The organism is Streptomyces sp. NPDC058246, assembly GCF_042881985.1.
In the GTDB taxonomy this organism is placed as follows: Bacteria; Actinomycetota; Actinomycetes; order Streptomycetales; family Streptomycetaceae; genus Streptomyces.
In genome coordinates, this window is the sequence record NZ_JBHVWZ010000007.1 from 308,132 (window position 1) to 323,730 (window position 15,599).

Annotated in this window: 13 protein-coding genes and 1 pseudogene; 5 read left to right on the forward strand and 9 right to left on the reverse strand. The window is 69.7% G+C overall.

The features are described 5' to 3' along the window. Positions 1–59: 59 nt before the first annotated feature. Positions 60–1,160, forward strand: a complete 1,101-nt coding sequence (locus tag ACFVXA_RS13895) for a calcium:proton antiporter (protein ID WP_390025075.1) — start codon at positions 60–62, stop codon at positions 1,158–1,160. 51 nt (positions 1,161–1,211) lie between these two features. Here ACFVXA_RS13895 and ACFVXA_RS13900 read toward each other — a convergent pair whose 3' ends face one another. Beyond that, positions 1,212–2,513, reverse strand: a complete 1,302-nt coding sequence (locus tag ACFVXA_RS13900; protein WP_383745476.1) for an MFS transporter — start codon at positions 2,511–2,513, stop codon at positions 1,212–1,214. Positions 2,514–2,573: 60 nt separating this feature from the next. Continuing rightward, positions 2,574–3,623, reverse strand: a complete 1,050-nt coding sequence (locus tag ACFVXA_RS13905; RefSeq protein WP_383745473.1) for a S66 peptidase family protein — start codon at positions 3,621–3,623, stop codon at positions 2,574–2,576. 101 nt (positions 3,624–3,724) lie between these two features. On the opposite strand from ACFVXA_RS13905, the gene aroQ reads away from it, so the two are divergent. Further along, entirely contained in the window at positions 3,725–4,198 is a 474-nt protein-coding gene (aroQ, locus tag ACFVXA_RS13910; protein ID WP_362025652.1) for a type II 3-dehydroquinate dehydratase, read from the forward strand. 553 nt (positions 4,199–4,751) lie between these two features. Here aroQ and ACFVXA_RS13915 read toward each other — a convergent pair. From ACFVXA_RS13915 to ACFVXA_RS13935, 5 genes are all read right to left on the reverse strand, one after another. Further along, complete coding sequence (locus ACFVXA_RS13915) at positions 4,752–5,504, reverse strand: amino acid ABC transporter ATP-binding protein (protein ID WP_362025655.1); 753 nt, start codon at positions 5,502–5,504, stop codon at positions 4,752–4,754. Next, positions 5,501–6,403 (reverse strand): amino acid ABC transporter permease, encoded by a 903-nt coding sequence (locus tag ACFVXA_RS13920; RefSeq protein WP_362025658.1) that lies wholly within the window; start codon positions 6,401–6,403, stop codon positions 5,501–5,503. Before ACFVXA_RS13920 ends, ACFVXA_RS13915 begins: the two co-directional genes overlap by 4 nt. Further along, positions 6,400–7,284, reverse strand: a complete 885-nt coding sequence (locus ACFVXA_RS13925; protein WP_362025662.1) for an ABC transporter substrate-binding protein — start codon at positions 7,282–7,284, stop codon at positions 6,400–6,402. Before ACFVXA_RS13925 ends, ACFVXA_RS13920 begins: the two co-directional genes overlap by 4 nt. A gap of 676 nt (positions 7,285–7,960) precedes the next feature. Continuing rightward, on the reverse strand, positions 7,961–8,617 hold the full coding sequence (locus tag ACFVXA_RS13930; protein WP_362025665.1) for an MBL fold metallo-hydrolase: 657 nt from the start codon (positions 8,615–8,617) through the stop codon (positions 7,961–7,963). A gap of 9 nt (positions 8,618–8,626) precedes the next feature. Next, the gene (locus ACFVXA_RS13935) at positions 8,627–9,313 is read right to left on the reverse strand and encodes a maleylpyruvate isomerase family mycothiol-dependent enzyme (RefSeq protein WP_390025077.1); all 687 of its coding nucleotides are present in this window, start codon (positions 9,311–9,313) and stop codon (positions 8,627–8,629) included. A 224-nt stretch (positions 9,314–9,537) separates the two neighbouring features. Between ACFVXA_RS13935 and uvrA the strand changes: the two genes are divergently transcribed. Both uvrA and ACFVXA_RS13945 read left to right on the forward strand, forming a co-directional pair. Then, the gene (gene uvrA, locus ACFVXA_RS13940) at positions 9,538–12,594 is read left to right on the forward strand and encodes an excinuclease ABC subunit UvrA (protein ID WP_362025671.1); all 3,057 of its coding nucleotides are present in this window, start codon (positions 9,538–9,540) and stop codon (positions 12,592–12,594) included. 151 nt (positions 12,595–12,745) lie between these two features. Continuing rightward, a pseudogene (locus tag ACFVXA_RS13945) lies at positions 12,746–12,844 on the forward strand (transcriptional regulator); the annotation flags it as partial. Positions 12,845–12,870: 26 nt separating this feature from the next. Here ACFVXA_RS13945 and ACFVXA_RS13950 read toward each other — a convergent pair. After that, on the reverse strand, positions 12,871–13,782 hold the full coding sequence (locus ACFVXA_RS13950) for a carbohydrate kinase (RefSeq protein WP_362025674.1): 912 nt from the start codon (positions 13,780–13,782) through the stop codon (positions 12,871–12,873). Beyond that, positions 13,779–14,855, reverse strand: coding sequence for a LacI family DNA-binding transcriptional regulator (locus tag ACFVXA_RS13955; RefSeq protein ID WP_383745465.1), 1,077 nt, complete (start codon positions 14,853–14,855; stop codon positions 13,779–13,781). Before ACFVXA_RS13955 ends, ACFVXA_RS13950 begins: the two co-directional genes overlap by 4 nt. A gap of 281 nt (positions 14,856–15,136) precedes the next feature. Between ACFVXA_RS13955 and ACFVXA_RS13960 the strand changes: the two genes are divergently transcribed. Continuing rightward, positions 15,137–15,559 (forward strand): Rieske (2Fe-2S) protein, encoded by a 423-nt coding sequence (locus ACFVXA_RS13960; RefSeq protein ID WP_362025680.1) that lies wholly within the window; start codon positions 15,137–15,139, stop codon positions 15,557–15,559. The last annotated feature ends 40 nt before the right edge of the window (positions 15,560–15,599 follow it).

A 15,599-nucleotide genomic window follows, 5' to 3' on the forward strand; every position in this document is an offset into this window, starting at 1 on the left:
GCGAGCGGGCGTCGCACGATCGGAGTGCGGGGCCCGCGTACGCCTGCGACGATCGCAGCATGATCGTTCGGCTCCGGTCACTCGTGACGCGGTGGACGGTCGTCATGCCCGTGATCGCGGTGGTCCTGCTGGCCTGCACCTGGGGCCGCGACCTGCCCGCCGCAGTCGTGGCGCTGGTGACCGTGGTCCTCGCCGGAGCCGTGCTGGCCGCGGTCCATCACGCCGAGGTGATCGCGCACCGCGTCGGCGAACCCTTCGGCTCCCTCGTCCTAGCCGTCGCCGTCACGATCATCGAGGTCGCGCTGATCGTCACCCTGATGGCGGACGGTGGTGACAAGAGCTCGACGCTGGCCCGCGACACGGTGTTCGCGGCCGTGATGATCACCTGCAACGGCATCGTCGGGATCTGTCTGCTCGTCGCCTCCCTGCGGCACGGCCTCGCCGTCTTCAACGCGGAGGGCACCGGCGCGGCCGTCGCGACCGTCGCGACGCTCGCCACACTCAGCCTGGTCTTCCCGACGTTCACCACCAGCAAGCCCGGCCCGGAGTTCTCCTCGGCCCAGCTCACCTTCGCCGCGCTCGCCTCGCTCGTCCTCTACGGCCTCTTCGTGGCGACCCAGACCGTGCGGCACCGGGACTACTTCCTGCCGATCACCCGGCAGGGTGAGGTGATCGACGCGGACGAACACGCCGACGCCCCGTCCGCCCGCCAAGCCGGGATCAGCGTGGCGCTGCTCGGCCTGGCCCTCGTCGGAGTGGTCGGCCTCGCCAAGGGCGTGTCGCCCACCATCGAGTCAGGCGTCGAGGCGGTCGGAATGCCGCACTCCGTGGTCGGTGTGATCATCGCGCTGCTCGTCCTGCTTCCCGAGACCATCGCCGCGCTGCGGTCGGCCCGCCGTGACCGGGTGCAGACCAGCCTGAACCTCGCCCTCGGCTCCGCGATGGCCAGCATCGGCCTGACCATCCCCGCCGTCGCCCTGGCCTCCGTCTGGCTCTCCGGACCGCTCGTCCTCGGCCTCGGCTCCACCCACATGGTGCTACTCGCACTGACTGTGGTGGTGAGTTCCCTGACGGTGGTTCCCGGACGAGCGACCCCCCTCCAGGGAGGCGTGCATCTGGTGGTCTTCGCGGCCTACCTGGAACTGGCGATCAATCCCTAGGGGGGGCAGCCGCGCACTGGCCGTACGGCGGCTTGGCTCGTCCCCGCGTCGTCACTCCGTCGCCTGGACGACCACCAGCCGCGATACCGGCCGGGTCTCCGGAAGCAGCGCGAAGCACCCCAGGCTGAGCAGCGCGATCCCGGTGAGATACGCGGCCACGCCCCACGGGACGCGCTCCCCGCTCGCCAGGGCCGTCGCCACGATCGGCGTGAGCGCGCCCCCCAGGACCCCGCCCAGGTTGTAGCCCACCGCCGCGCCCGTGCAGCGCACCCGGGGCTCGTACAACTCCGGCAGATACGCGGCGATCACCGCGAACATCGTGATGAACGCGAGCAGCGCGACCAGGAAACCGAGGAACATCAGCAGCGGTTCGCCGGTCGACAACAGCGCGACCATCGGGAACATCCACAGCGCGGCGCCGGTGCATCCCGCCAGGCACAGCGGCCGTCGCCCGTAGCGGTCGCCGAGGAGGGCCACCAGGGGCGTCAGGGAACCCTTCACCACCACAGCGGCCATGATGCAGGCCAGCATGACGGTACGGCTCACACCGAGCCGTTCGACGCCGTAGGCGAGCGCCCACGTGGTCACCGCGTAGAAGACGGCGTAGCCGACCGCGAGTCCGCCGGCCGTCAGCAGCACCAGCCGCCAGTGGTCGCGCACCACCTCGGCGAGCGGCACGCGCGCGTGGTCGCGCATTTCCAGGAAGCTCGGGCTTTCGGCGAGCGAGCTGCGCAGCCACAGCCCCGCCGCCGCGAGCACCCCCGCCGCCCAGAACGGCACCCGCCACCCCCAGGCCGCGAACTGCGCGTCGGACAGCGTCGCCGACAGCACCAGCATCACGCCGTTGGCCAGCACGAACCCCAGTGAGGGGCCGATCTGGGGAAAGCTCGACCACAGTCCGCGCCGCTCGGCCGGCGCGTGCTCCGCGGTCAGCAGCACCGCCCCGCCCCACTCCCCGCCGAGTCCGAGACCCTGGAGAAAGCGCAGCACGAGAAGGAGCACGGGAGCGGCCACCCCGATGCGGTCGTACGTCGGCACAAAGCCGACCGCGACCGTCGCAGCGCCGGTCAGCAGCAGCGAGGCGATCAGAACGGGACGCCGACCGCGCCGGTCACCGATGTGCCCGAAGAACACCGAGCCGAGCGGACGGGCGATGAACCCGACGCCGAACGTCGCGAAGGCCGCCAGCGTCCCCGCCAGCGGCGAGAAGGTCGGGAAGAACAGCGGTCCGAGGACCAGCGCGGCCGCGGTCCCGTAGACGAAGAAGTCGTAGAACTCGATGGCCGTCCCGGCGAGCGAGGCGGCCGCGAGCCGCAGCATGGAGGGCGCCCTTACGGTGCGTACGTCGTGCATGCCGCGTCAACTACCCACGGTGATCAACGGTTACGGGGGCGCATGGTGGTGAGACTCGCGTCAATAGGTGACGGTGATGCGCCGGGCGGATCCGTCGACGCGGATCGTGCCTCCATAGGGGATGACGAGTTGCGGATCCGTGTGTCCGAAGTCCACGTCGAACACGGTCAAGATGTTGGGGGCGTACATCCGCAGCGCGCGGAGCACAGCCTCACGCTGCTCGGCCGCGTAACGCACCCCTTCCTCCGGGCTGTTGGGGTGTTCGAAGGACCAGGTCTTGGCGCGGCCCATCAGCAGCGCGGAGAAGCGCTGGAGCAGTCCTCGCTCGCCCATGTTCCGGAGGGTGCGGAAGACTTCCCGGGCGCTCGGCAACTCCTCCGAGGTCTCCAGGAACAGCACTCCGCCGTCGTACTCGCTGAGGTCGTGAGGGATCTCGCGGCCGGCCATCAGCAGCCAGCCGAGGATCTCCAGGTTGCCGCCCCAACTGCGGCCCTCGACCAGCCGGTCGGCGTTCAGCCAGGTCCAGCCGGTGCCGGGCCGGGTCTCCGGTTCCGCGTCGAAGGTCGCGGGATCCGCCCAGTCGCGGTTGACGTCGCCCCAGCGCTCGGCCGCCCCGAGCTCGTACGCACCCGAGGTGAACAGTGCGGCCCGCAGGGATTCGGCGGTCTGGGGGTGCATGGCGCCGGGGCGGCCCAGCTCGCACATGACCGTCGCGCCGTGGTAGCCGACGATGCCGGTGTTGCGCAGGTACAGGAGCAGGTTCGTGTTGTCGCTCATCCCGAAGAACGGCTTCGGGTTCGCGCGGATCAACTCCCTGTCCAGCAGCGGCAGCACGGTGATCTGGTCATCGCCACCGATCGACGCGATGACCGCCTTGATCGTCGGATCGGCGAACGCCGCGTGGATGTCGTCGGCGCGCTCCTGAGGGGTCGAGCCCAGCTTCCGGGTCGCCGGGTACTCGACCGGCTCGAGACCGTACTCCCTGCGCAGCCGCTCCAGGCCCAGTTCGTACGGGAGCGGGAGCAGGCCCGGCAGCGCCGTGGACGGCGAGATCACCGCCATCCGGTCGCCGGGTGACGGCTTGGGAGGGTAGGCAGGGATGGGGACCATGAGGGGAGGGTACGGGCCGTCCTCTCTCCGGTGCACCGTGATAAACCGGGTCCGAGCAGCGGTCCTCAATGGGCCGCCAGACCCGAAGGACCGGAGGAACCGTGCCCCGCACCCTCGCCAACGCCCCGATCTTGATCCTCAACGGGCCCAACCTGAACCTCCTCGGGCAGCGCCAGCCGGAGATCTACGGCTCGGACACGCTCGCGGACGTGGAGGCTCTGTGCGCCAAGGCGGCGGCCGCGCACGGCGGCACGGTGGATTTCCGGCAGTCCAACCACGAGGGCGAGTTGGTGGACTGGATCCACGAAGCGCGTCTGCACCACTCCGGGATCGTGATCAACCCAGCCGCCTACTCACACACCTCCGTCGCCATCCTGGATGCGCTCAACACCTGTGACGACCTTCCTGTGGTGGAGGTCCACATCTCCAACATCCACCAGCGCGAGGAGTTCCGTCACCACTCGTACGTCTCGCTGCGCGCCGACGGGGTCATCGCGGGCTGCGGTGTGCAGGGGTACGCCTTCGCGGTGGAGCGGGTCGCGACCCTGGCGGGGACGGGGCAGGCGGACGCCTGAGGGAGCAGGAGGCGGTCACCTGACGGAGCAGGAAGTGGACGCCTGACGGGGCAGGAAGCGGACGGGCAGAGTCCGATTGTCAGTGGCGGGTGCCACGATCAATTCATGAATTTCTTCGAGGGATTGATCGCGCCCGACCCGCCGGACGAGCCGCTGCCGCAGTCGCAGACGGAGCATCGACTGGCCGTCTACCGGCCTGGCGCGGACGAGCAGTTCCCACCCTCGGACTGGTTCGTGCCCGCCCAACTGCCCCAGGTCATCGAGCTCGGCGCCGGCCCGGACGTACGCATCATGCTTACCGGCCGGCAGGTGTGGCCCGGTTCGGTGACCCTCCGACTGGGCGTCTTCCTACGGACCGTGCGGCAGGGCGGGACCGTGCGCCCTGTTCGTTTCGGCGGCGGGCATGAGGACGCCGGAGCCCTGCGTTTCGGCTTATCGCTCTCGGACGGACGGCGAGTCACCACGCCAAGGGAGGCACCGTCGGAGACTTCTCGCGGGGATACCCGAGGGCAGCGAGCTGCTGGACTGATCGGCGGCGCGGCGGAGGCGGATGTCAGAGCCGCCTCGCCTCCACGATCCGGCGCAGGAACCGCTGCGTTCGCTCCTCTCGCGGGTCCCCGAAGACCTCCTCGGCGGTGCCGCGCTCGAGCACCACGCCGCCGTCCAGGAAGCAGACCTGGTCCGCGACCTCGCGGGCGAAGCCCATCTCGTGCGTGGCGAGGACCATGGTCATGCCGTCGTCCTTCAAATCCCGCACGACGCTCAGGACTTCGCCCACGAGTTCCGGGTCGAGAGCGGCGGTGATCTCGTCCAGGAGCAGGAGACGGGGACGTACGGCCAGGGCGCGGACGATCGCGGCCCGCTGCTGCTGCCCGCCGCTGAGCCGGTCCGGGTACTCGTTCGCCTTGGCACCGAGCCCGAGCCGGTCGAGCAGCTCACGCGCGTGCGCCTCCGCCTCGGCGCGGTTCACGCCGTGCACACGGCGCGGGGCGAGGGTGATGTTCTCCAGGACGGTCATGTGCGGAAACAGGTTGTACGCCTGGAAGACCACACCGATCCGGCGGCGTACGGCGTCCTGGTCGACCCGCGGGTCGGTGATCTCCTCGTCGTCCAGCCAGATCGCGCCGTCGTCGATCTCCTCCAGGAGGTTCGCGCAGCGCAGCAGTGTCGACTTGCCGGAGCCGGAGGCGCCGATCAGCGCGGTCACCGTGTGCGGGGCGACCTCCAGGTCGACGTCCCGCAGTACGACCGCGTCACCGAAGGTCTTGCGGACGGACTCCATCCGCAGCACCGGAGCGTCGGTCATATGGTCCCTCCCTGTGCCCGCTGACGGTCCATCCGGGCCGTGACCCAGTCCGTGAAGCGGGTCATCGGGATGGTCAGGGCGACGAAGACCAGTCCCGCGACGATGTACGGCGTGTAGTTGAGGCTGCGGCCCACGATGATGTCGGCGGCGCGCACCGCGTCCACCGCGCCGCCGATCGAGACGAGTCCGGTGTCCTTCTGGAGGGACACCAGGTCGTTGAGGAGGGGCGGCACCTGGCGGCGTACGGCCTGGGGGAGGACCACGTAGCGCAAGGCCTGCCGGTTGGTGAGGCCCAGTGAACGGGCCGCGGCGCGCTGCGAGGGGTGGATGGACTCGATGCCGGCACGGAACACCTCGGCGACGTACGCCGAGTACGTCAGCGTCAGGGCCGTACCGCCGAGGAGGACCGGGTCCACCGTGACGCCCTGCAGCCGCAGCGCGGGAACGCCCAGGACCACGATCATCAGGTTGATGATCAGCGGCAGCCCGCGGAAGAAGTCCGTGTACGCGGCGGCCAGCGCCCGGAGCGGGAAGAAGACCGGGCCGCGCAGCGTGCGGGCGATGGCGATCAGCATGCCCAGGACGAGCACGGCCGCGCCGCATATCAGGAGCAGGCGGACGTTGAGCCAGAGCCCTTCGAGGACCTTGGGGAACGCCTCGCGCGCGTACTGCGCGTTGAAGAACGTCTCTTTGGTGCGCGGCCAGCCGGGCGCGTTGACGACGACGAGGTACAGGACGACGCCGGTGACCAGGGTGGAGAGGGCGGCGATCGCCGTCGCGCGGCGGGCGCGGACACGCTTGTAGCGCTCGCGCTCGATCCGCCGCCGCGACGGGACGTACGCCTGAGGCATGTCTCCCTCGCCGGAGTCCTCTCCCGACTCCTCCTTCACGACCGTCACTTGAGCACCGGAGCGTCGACGGCGTCGGACAGCCACTGCTTCTCGATCTTCGCGAGCGTGCCGTCCGTGCGCAGCGCGTCCACGGCCTTCGTCACGCAGGAGGTCAGCGCGCTGCCCTTGTCGAGGACGAGTCCGAACTGCTCGGGCGTACCGCCCTGGTTCTCGAACTGCCCGACGATCTTCGCGTCGGTCACCTCGGCCGCGGTGATGTAGAAAGCGGTCGGCAGGTCGGTGACGATGGCGTCTACCTGGCCGTTCTTCAGCGCGGACTTGGCCTGGTCGTTCTTCGCGTACGCGGCCGGCTGCTGGGTCGGCTTCACCACGTCGTCGATGTAGTTCAGGCTCGTGGTGCCGACCTGGGCGCCCAGCTTCACACCCTTGAGGTCCGCGATGCTCTTCGCCTTGGCGGCCTTGGAGCCCTTGAGCGCGATGACGGCCTGGCGCACGTCGTAGTAGCCGGACGAGAAGTCCACGGCCTTCTTGCGCTCGGCACTGATCGACACCTGGTTGATGTCGAAGTCGAAGGTCTTCTCGCCGGGCGCGAACGCCTTGTTGAAGGGGACGGTCTGCCAGGTGACGTCGCTCTTGTCATAGCCGAGCTGCTTGGCCACGGCGTACGCGACCGCAGACTCGAAGCCCTTGCCGTTGGCAGGCTTGTCGTCCTTGAACCACGGCTCGTAGGCGGGCTCGTCGGTGGCGATCGTCAGCTTGCCGGAGGTCTGGGTGCTCAACTTGCCCTGGGCGCAGGTCTCCCCGGTTGTCCCGGAGGCCTTGTCGCTCGCCTTCTCCTCCGGCTGCGGAGCGCAGCCCACGGCGACGGCGAGCAGGGCGACAGTAGCGGCGGACGCGGCGCGGCGCAGGGCGCGTTGGGCAAGATGCATGGCGGGAGAGTGGCAGTGCACCATGCTGTTTGTCGAGGTCACAAGGGCAAATGTCCGCATAGTGGGAACGTGTGTTGCAGTCCCGTGAACGCTCGACGGGAAGCCCGATCTCGTGCTCATCAGGAACCCGGCCGCGTGCTCGCCGGGAACCCGGCTGCTTCCTCGCAGGGAACCCGGCCGCTTGCTCGACGTGATGCCAGGCGCGTGCTCTCCGAGAAGCCCTGCCGAGACCTCTGCGCGAGGCTCTGCCGGGGCCGCCGGCCGAGGGCGGGGATCGAAGGCCGGCGGCCCGTTCCACACAGGAGCCGTCATCCTGCGCGGGGCTGCATCCAGTGGACTGCACCAGTGGCCGCGCCGGGAGCGCGCGCGTGGCACTGGCCTGTGCGCTTGGTTCACACGGGGTGCGTGAGTCAGCGTTCGCGCGGGGCGCGTGCGTGTGACGCGGGGCGCCTGCATGAGAAATGCGCTGGGCGCGCACGTTGAACCGCGCGCGGGGCTTGCTCACGGACACGCGGGGGGCGCGCGCCTGCGATGACGCGCGGGTGCTCGAGTACAGCCACGCGCGGGGCGCTCGTGTACGACACTGCGCGGGCGCTCGTTTATGGCGACACGCGGGGTGCGTGCTCGCGATCAGGCGCCCCGCGCGTGTTGCGGGCGCGCACCCCAGAGGCCGGGTTCACCACCCCCGCGCGCGCCACTCCGGCAGATGAGGTCGCTCCGCGCCCAGCGTCGTGTCGTTGCCGTGGCCCGGGTAGACCCAGGTCTCGTCCGGCAGTGCGTCGAAGATCTTGGTCTCCACGTCGTGGATGAGGCTGGCGAACGCCTTAGGGTCCTTGCGTGTGTTGCCCACACCGCCCGGGAAGAGGCAGTCCCCCGTGAACACATGCGGATGCCCATGGGGGTCGTCGTAGACGAGGGCGATCGAGCCCGGCGTGTGCCCCACCAGGTGGCGCGCAGTCAGTTCCACGCGCCCCACCCGGATGATGTCGCCGTCGTCGACGAGGACGTCGGTGGGCACCGGGATGCCGTCGGCGTCGTCCCGGCCCGCGTACGTGCGCGTGCCCGTGGCTGCCACGACCTCCGCGAGCGCTTGCCAGTGGTCGCCGTGCTGATGCGTGGTCACGACGGCGGTGATGCCGTCGTCGCCGATCAGCGTGAGCAGTGTCGAGGCGTCGTTCGCCGCGTCGATCAGGAGTTGCTCGTCGGTCGCCCGGCAGCGCAGCAGATAGGCGTTGTTGTCCATCGGGCCGACGGCGACCTTGGAGATCATCAGGTTCTGCAGCTCGTGCACATCGGCGGGTCCGCCGACCTTCACCGCTCCGCTGTACGTCATGGCGGCAGCCTATAGCGGGGGAAGCGTGGGGAGCGGCCCGCCGTCGGTGCTCAGCCCCGAACCGTCACGGCGGCCGCAGAGCCAGCCGAGCAGATCGGCCTGGCGGCCGGTGACAATGACCGGCTCGCCTTCGCGACGCCCGGAGGGGATCCGGCGCCCGTCGTCCTCCTCGACGAGGAAGGCGGGCACGTCGGGGTGGCCCCGGAAGCGCGCGGTGAGGAAGTCGATCTCGCGCTGGGTGAACTCGGCGGAGAGGTCCTCCAGGGCGTAGCCGATTCCCAGATCGACATGGTGCAGCTCGACCTCTGTCCACCGCCGGAAGGGAACCATGGCCGCGGAGTCCGTGACACCGTTGCGCAGCTCCACCGTGCGCGACCAGTCCGCGGGAGCGGCCCCCACCGCCTGGAAACGGGCCGCGCTCGCGTGCAGGTCTGTGAGCTGCGTCTCCAGGGGTCGAGGCGCGTCCCTCTCTATGTCGGTGTCGCGGGCTTCGCCCGAGGCGTACATGGGGCGCCCTTCGAGGACGTTCACGAGGGCGTCCGCGTTACGGGCGATGTGGGCCAGGACATGACCGCGGCTCCAGCCGGGAAGCCGTGACGGCTCGCCCAGGGAAGCGTTGTCCAGTTTGGCGGCTGCGGTGAGCAGCCGTTCGGTCGCGTCACGTACAGACGCCAGGTCGCGCACATGATCAATCATGAGGGCGACCCTAGCCCCGCCACACCTTTGGGTGAAGGTGGTCGACCGCACCCGCAAATCGAATGTGCGTGCTATAGGCTCGAGCGTGGCGTCGGGCATGCTGGAGAGCCCGGGATTGTTGTGAACCAGGGAAACCGACCCGGCGTTGTCAGTGGCTCCCCCTAGTCTGAGAAAGACCGGGGCCTCGGCCCCTGTCACTTCTCTCAAGAAAGGTGCGGACCGGCGTGGCCGACCGTCTCATCGTCCGTGGAGCGCGCGAGCACAATCTCAAGAATGTCTCGCTCGACCTCCCGCGCGACTCGCTCATCGTCTTCACGGGCTTGTCGGGGTCGGGCAAGTCCTCGCTGGCCTTCGACACGATCTTCGCCGAGGGACAGCGGCGCTACGTGGAGTCGCTCTCCTCGTACGCCCGGCAGTTCCTCGGCCAGATGGACAAGCCGGACGTCGACTTCATCGAAGGCCTCTCCCCGGCGGTCTCCATCGACCAGAAGTCGACCTCGCGCAACCCGCGCTCGACGGTCGGCACCATCACCGAGGTCTACGACTATCTGCGCCTGCTCTTCGCGCGCATCGGCAAGCCGCACTGTCCCGAGTGCGGCCGCCCGATCACCCGCCAGTCGCCGCAGGCCATCGTCGACAAGGTCCTGGAGCTGCCGGAAGGCAGCCGCTTCCAGGTGCTGTCGCCGCTCGTGCGCGAGCGGAAGGGGGAGTTCGTCGACCTCTTCGCCGATCTCCAGACCAAGGGGTACAGCCGGGCCCGGGTCGACGGCGAGACGATCCAGCTCACCGAGCCGCCCACGCTGAAGAAGCAGGAGAAGCACACCATCGAGGTGGTCGTCGACCGCCTCACGGTCAAGGACTCGGCCAAGCGACGCCTCACGGACTCCGTGGAGACGGCCCTCGGTCTGTCCGGCGGCATGGTCGTGCTCGACTTCGTCGACCTCCCCGAGGGCGACCCCGAGCGCGAGCGCATGTACTCGGAGCACCTGTACTGCCCGTACGACGACCTGTCCTTCGAGGAGCTGGAGCCCCGCTCCTTCTCCTTCAACTCGCCCTTCGGCGCCTGCCCCGAGTGCACCGGTATCGGTACGCGCATGGAGGTCGACGCCGAGCTCATCGTCCCGGACGAGGAGAAGTCCCTCGACGAGGGCGCCATCCACCCCTGGTCGCACGGACACACCAAGGACTACTTCGGGCGCCTCGTCGGGGCCCTGGCCGACGCGTTGGGATTCCGAACCGACATCCCCTTCGCCGGGCTTCCGCAGCGTGCCAAGAAGGCCCTCCTGTACGGGCACAAGACGCAGATCGAGGTCCGCTACCGCAACCGGTACGGCCGCGAGCGCGTGTACACCACGCCCTTCGAAGGGGCCGTCCCCTTCGTCAAGCGGCGGCACAGCGAGGCCGAGAGCGACGCGAGCCGTGAGCGCTTCGAGGGCTATATGCGCGAGGTGCCCTGCCCCACCTGTCAGGGCACACGCCTGAAGCCGCTCGTCCTCGCGGTCACGGTCATGGAGAAGTCCATCGCCGAGGTCTCCGCGATGTCCATCAGTGACTGCGCGGACTTCCTGGGTGAGCTGAAGCTCAACGCCCGCGACAAGAAGATCGCCGAGCGCGTCCTGAAGGAGGTCAACGAACGGCTGCGCTTCCTGGTCGACGTCGGTCTCGACTACCTGTCGCTCAACCGCGCGGCCGGCACCCTTTCCGGCGGTGAGGCCCAGCGCATCAGGCTGGCCACCCAGATCGGCTCCGGACTCGTCGGCGTCCTGTACGTCCTGGACGAGCCCTCGATCGGTCTGCACCAGCGCGACAACCACCGGCTGATCGAGACCCTGGTCCGGTTGCGTGACATGGGCAACACGCTCATCGTCGTCGAGCACGACGAGGACACCATCAAGGTCGCCGACTGGGTCGTCGACATCGGCCCCGGCGCGGGCGAGCACGGCGGCAAGGTCGTGCACAGCGGCCCGTTGAAGGAACTGCTCGCCAACCCCGAGTCGCTGACCGGCCAGTACCTGTCGCGCAAGAGGGAGATCGCGACCCCGGACATCCGCCGTCCCGCCGACCCGAGCCGCAAGCTCACGGTGCACGGCGCCCGGGAGAACAACCTCCAGGACATCGACGTCTCCTTCCCGCTGGGCGTCCTCACGGCCGTCACCGGCGTCTCGGGCTCCGGCAAGTCGACGCTGGTCAACGACATCCTGTACACCCACCTCGCCCGCGAACTGAACGGCGCGAGGAACGTACCGGGGCGGCACACGCGCGTGGAGGGCGACGACCTCGTCGACAAGGTCGTGCACGTCGACCAGTCGCCCATCGGCCGGACCCCCCGGTCGAACCCGGCGACGTACACCGGAGTCTTCGACCACGTCCGCAAGCTGTTCGCCGAGACGACCGAGGCGAAGGTGCGGGGCTACCAGCCCGGCCGCTTCTCCTTCAACGTCAAGGGCGGCCGCTGCGAGAACTGCTCCGGTGACGGCACCATCAAGATCGAGATGAACTTCCTGCCGGACGTGTACGTCCCCTGCGAGGTCTGCCACGGGGCGCGCTACAACCGGGAAACCTTGGAGGTCCACTACAAGGGCAAGTCCATCTCCGAGGTCCTCGACATGCCGATCGAGGAGGCCCTCGGCTTCTTCGAGGCCGTCCCGGCGATCGCCCGCCACCTCAGGACGCTCAACGACGTCGGTCTCGGTTACGTCAGGCTCGGCCAGTCCGCGCCGACGCTCTCCGGCGGTGAGGCCCAGCGCGTCAAGCTCGCGAGCGAGCTGCAGAAGCGCTCCACGGGCCGCACGGTGTACGTGCTCGACGAGCCGACCACCGGTCTGCACTTCGAGGACATCAGCAAGCTCATCACCGTGCTGTCCGGCCTGGTCGACAAGGGCAACACGGTCATCGTCATCGAGCACAACCTCGACGTCATCAAGACCGCGGACTGGGTGGTCGACATGGGCCCGGAGGGTGGCAACGGCGGCGGTCTCGTCATCGCCGAGGGCACGCCGGAGGAGGTCGCCGGTGTCCCGGCCAGCCACACCGGCAAGTTCCTGCGCGAGGTCCTCGGCGCCGACCGCATCAGCGACGCGGCCCCGGTGAAGGCCCCGCGCAAGACCGCCGTCACGAGGACGGTGGCGGCCAAGGCGACGGCGAAGAAGACGGCCACGAAGGTCGTCAACAATACGGCCGTCAAGAAGGCCACCGCGGCCACGAAGAAGACGGCCACGACGGGTACGGCCGCCAAGAAGGCGACCCCGGCGAAGAAGACCACGCGGGCTCGCAAGGTCTGACCGCACCAGGTCCGACGGACCGCACACAACACACCGCGCCCCACGGGAACTCCCCGTGGGGCGCGGCACGTTGCACAGTCAGCCGCCCTGTCCCTGTCCCTGCACCTCGACGCACCGCATGTCCAGCCGCACCTTGACAACATCACACCGTGTGGTCGTGCACCTACCCGCCGACGACGCGACCGCCACCCCACTGGACCGGCTCGACGGGCGGCAGCCCGGAGCGCTGCCCCAGGCCGTCAGCGGCTGACCGGCGGCAGTCGGGGGCATCGGCTCTCAGAGGGCGCCCAGCTCGGAGGCGTACGGCGGTTCGGCGCCCGCACGTGAGCAGGTGATCGCCGCCGCGCGGGCCGCGAAGCGCAGCAGCTCGGTCCAGCCCTCGGCGCCGAGATCCGCCATCGCGGCCGGTGACAGGGCGCCCCGCGCGGCCAGGCCGTGCAGCAGGGCGGCGTTCACCGTGTCGCCGGCGCCGATGGTGTCCACGACGTCGACCGGTTCGCCGGGTACGGAGTACACCGCGCCGTCCCGGGTGAAAGCCGTCAGGCCTTCACCGCCCTGGGTGATCACCACGGCGGCGGGGCCGGACGCCAGCCACTCGCGCGGGGTGCCGCCGAGCCACAGGGCGTCCTCCTCCGAGAGCTTGAGGAGCGACACCGACGGCAGCCAGCTCTTGAACCGCGCCCGGTAGGCGTCCGCGTCGGGGATCAGGCCGGCCCGGATGTTCGGGTCGAGCGCGGTGAACACGCCACGTGTGGCGGCGGCCCGCATCAGCTCCTCGTACGCGCTCGCACCCGGCTCCAGGACGAGCGAGCAAGTGCCGAAGGACACCGCGCTGGTGTCCTTCGGGAGTCGGTCCGGTGCCGAGAAGAGGCGGTCCGCCGTGCCCTCGACGTAGAAGGAGTACGCGGCCGAGCCGTCCGTGCCGATCGAGGCGACGGCGAGGGTCGTCGGCTCCGTACCGCGCTGGACGGACGACACGTCGACGCCCGCCTCGCGGAGGCCGCCCAGAAGGGCCTCGCCGAACGCGTCGTACGAAACCCGGGAGCAGAAGGCGGTCGGGGAGCCGAGACGGCCGAGTGCCACCGCCGTGTTGTAGGGGCCGCCGCCGAGGCGCGGCAGCAGGCCCACCAGGGCGCCCGTGCCCTGCGGCACCAGATCGATCAAGGCCTCACCGGCGACGACGATCACGACTCGGGTCCTTTCCTGTGGCGCTGGGTGTTCTGGTTGCTCCGCGCGCTCTGGGGTCCTTCGGGGCAGCCGCACGAGGTGCGGTGGACGAAGGTGGAGGGCAGTCGGACGGTACGGCCCGGACTGCCGGGGGAGGCCAGTCGTTCCAGGAGCAGTTGGACGGCTTGGGCCCCGATCTCCTTGCTGGGCTGGGAGATCGCGGTCAGCCGGGGGGTGAAGAGGTCCGCCCAGGAGAAGTCGTCGAAGCAGCACAGTGCCAGGTCTTCCGGCACGGACAGGTTCCGCTCGCGCAGGGCTCGCAGGGCGCCGATGGTCATGGCGTTGTTGGCGGTGACGAGCGCGGTGGGCGGCGCCGCGAGGGACAGCAGGGCGTGGGTGGCCTCCTCGGCGGCCGCCGCCTGGGAGTTGCCGTGCGCCACGAGCCGTTCGTCGTAGGGGAGTCCGGCGTGGGCGAGGCCGTGACGGTAGCCGGTGATCCGCTCGGTCGTGGTGCTGAGCCCCGGCAGGCCCGCGACCAGGCCGATGCGCCGGTGTCCCCGTTCGGCGAGGTGGGTGACCAGGTTGGTCATGGGCCCGGTGTTCTCGGTGCAGACCTGGTCGAAGCGGAAGGGGCCTTCGGCGGGGGAGTCGACGAGTCGGTCGAGGAACACGGTGGGTACGTCGTGCTGCCCGAGGTAGCGAACCAGCGCGTCCGGATGCGCCGAGGGCGCGATGATCATGCCGTCGACCCGTCGCTCGTGCAGTAGTTGGACGATCTTGCGCTCGTGCTCCGGGTCGTCGTGCGGATCGGCGATCAGCAGGCTGTAGCCGTGCCGCAGGGCGCCGGCCTCGACACCCTGCAGGATCTCCGTGAAGTAGGGGTTGCTGATCGCCGACACCGCGAGCCCGATGGACCGCGTGCGGGAGGTGACCAGCGAACGGGCCAAGGTATTGGGTGTGTATCCGAGCTCCTCGATCGCGTCGAGGACGGCCTGACGCGTCCGGGGCAGCACCGGGCGCGTGTCGTTCAGCACATGGGAGACCGTCGCGATGGAGACACCCGCGCGCTCGGCCACGTCCACCATCGTCGCCATGGCGCTCCCTCCCCGGAACCCGGTTGTCTCACGGACTTCTCCGACGCGGTGCGGTCGGTCGTTCGCACGGGAACGTATCCCATCCGGCGCCGAACGTAAACGCTTACGTCACCGTTCGCGTAAGCGTTTACGTAAACGCTTACGTCTCAGTCCGGAGCCGGCTCACCCCCGCGATCGGAATGATTCATGCCGGTATCGTCGGTGTAGGTCGCGTTGGTGTGCTGCCAGCACGCCGCACCCTGCGAGGCACCAAGAAACATCCTCCGACCAGTGGAGATGCCATGCCCGGACGTCCCTCCGCGAGCCGCCGTACCGTCCTGCGGGGAGCGGCGCTCACCCCGGTCGCCGGGCTCGCCCTCACCGCGTGCTCCGGTGGGGGTGCCGGGGCGCCCGCGACGCCGACCGCGCCGGTCGAGCTGGGGCCCGAGAGCGAGATCGCCAAGGGGGGTGTCCAGCTGTATCGGGATCAGAATGTCGTGGTCAGCCGTGCTGAGAACGGTGAGCTCAAGGCGTTCAGCTCGATCTGCACACACGCCGGGTGTCCCATCGACAAGCTACAGGGCACGACGCTCATCTGCCCCTGCCACGGCAGTGAGTTCGATGCCACGACCGGCAAGGTGCTGCACGTGCCGGCCACCGAGCCGCTGCACGCATTGTCCGTGGAGGCGAAGAACGGGAAGATCGTCGCGGGTCCGGCCGCCTGAACGGTCCCCGCGGCACTGGCCCGGGAGCTGTGGGGAGCGG

Coding starts and splice junctions, on each gene's coding strand:
- ACFVXA_RS13895 (WP_390025075.1), top strand. CDS start 60: ATGATCGTTCGGCTCCGGTCACTCGTGACGCGGTGGACGGTCGTCATG.
- ACFVXA_RS13900 (WP_383745476.1), bottom strand. CDS start 2,513: ATGCACGACGTACGCACCGTAAGGGCGCCCTCCATGCTGCGGCTCGCG.
- ACFVXA_RS13905 (WP_383745473.1), bottom strand. CDS start 3,623: ATGGTCCCCATCCCTGCCTACCCTCCCAAGCCGTCACCCGGCGACCGG.
- ACFVXA_RS13915 (WP_362025655.1), bottom strand. CDS start 5,504: ATGACCGACGCTCCGGTGCTGCGGATGGAGTCCGTCCGCAAGACCTTC.
- ACFVXA_RS13925 (WP_362025662.1), bottom strand. CDS start 7,284: ATGCATCTTGCCCAACGCGCCCTGCGCCGCGCCGCGTCCGCCGCTACT.
- ACFVXA_RS13930 (WP_362025665.1), bottom strand. CDS start 8,617: ATGACGTACAGCGGAGCGGTGAAGGTCGGCGGACCCGCCGATGTGCAC.
- ACFVXA_RS13935 (WP_390025077.1), bottom strand. CDS start 9,313: ATGATTGATCATGTGCGCGACCTGGCGTCTGTACGTGACGCGACCGAA.
- ACFVXA_RS13955 (WP_383745465.1), bottom strand. CDS start 14,855: ATGGCGACGATGGTGGACGTGGCCGAGCGCGCGGGTGTCTCCATCGCG.
- ACFVXA_RS13960 (WP_362025680.1), top strand. CDS start 15,137: ATGCCCGGACGTCCCTCCGCGAGCCGCCGTACCGTCCTGCGGGGAGCG.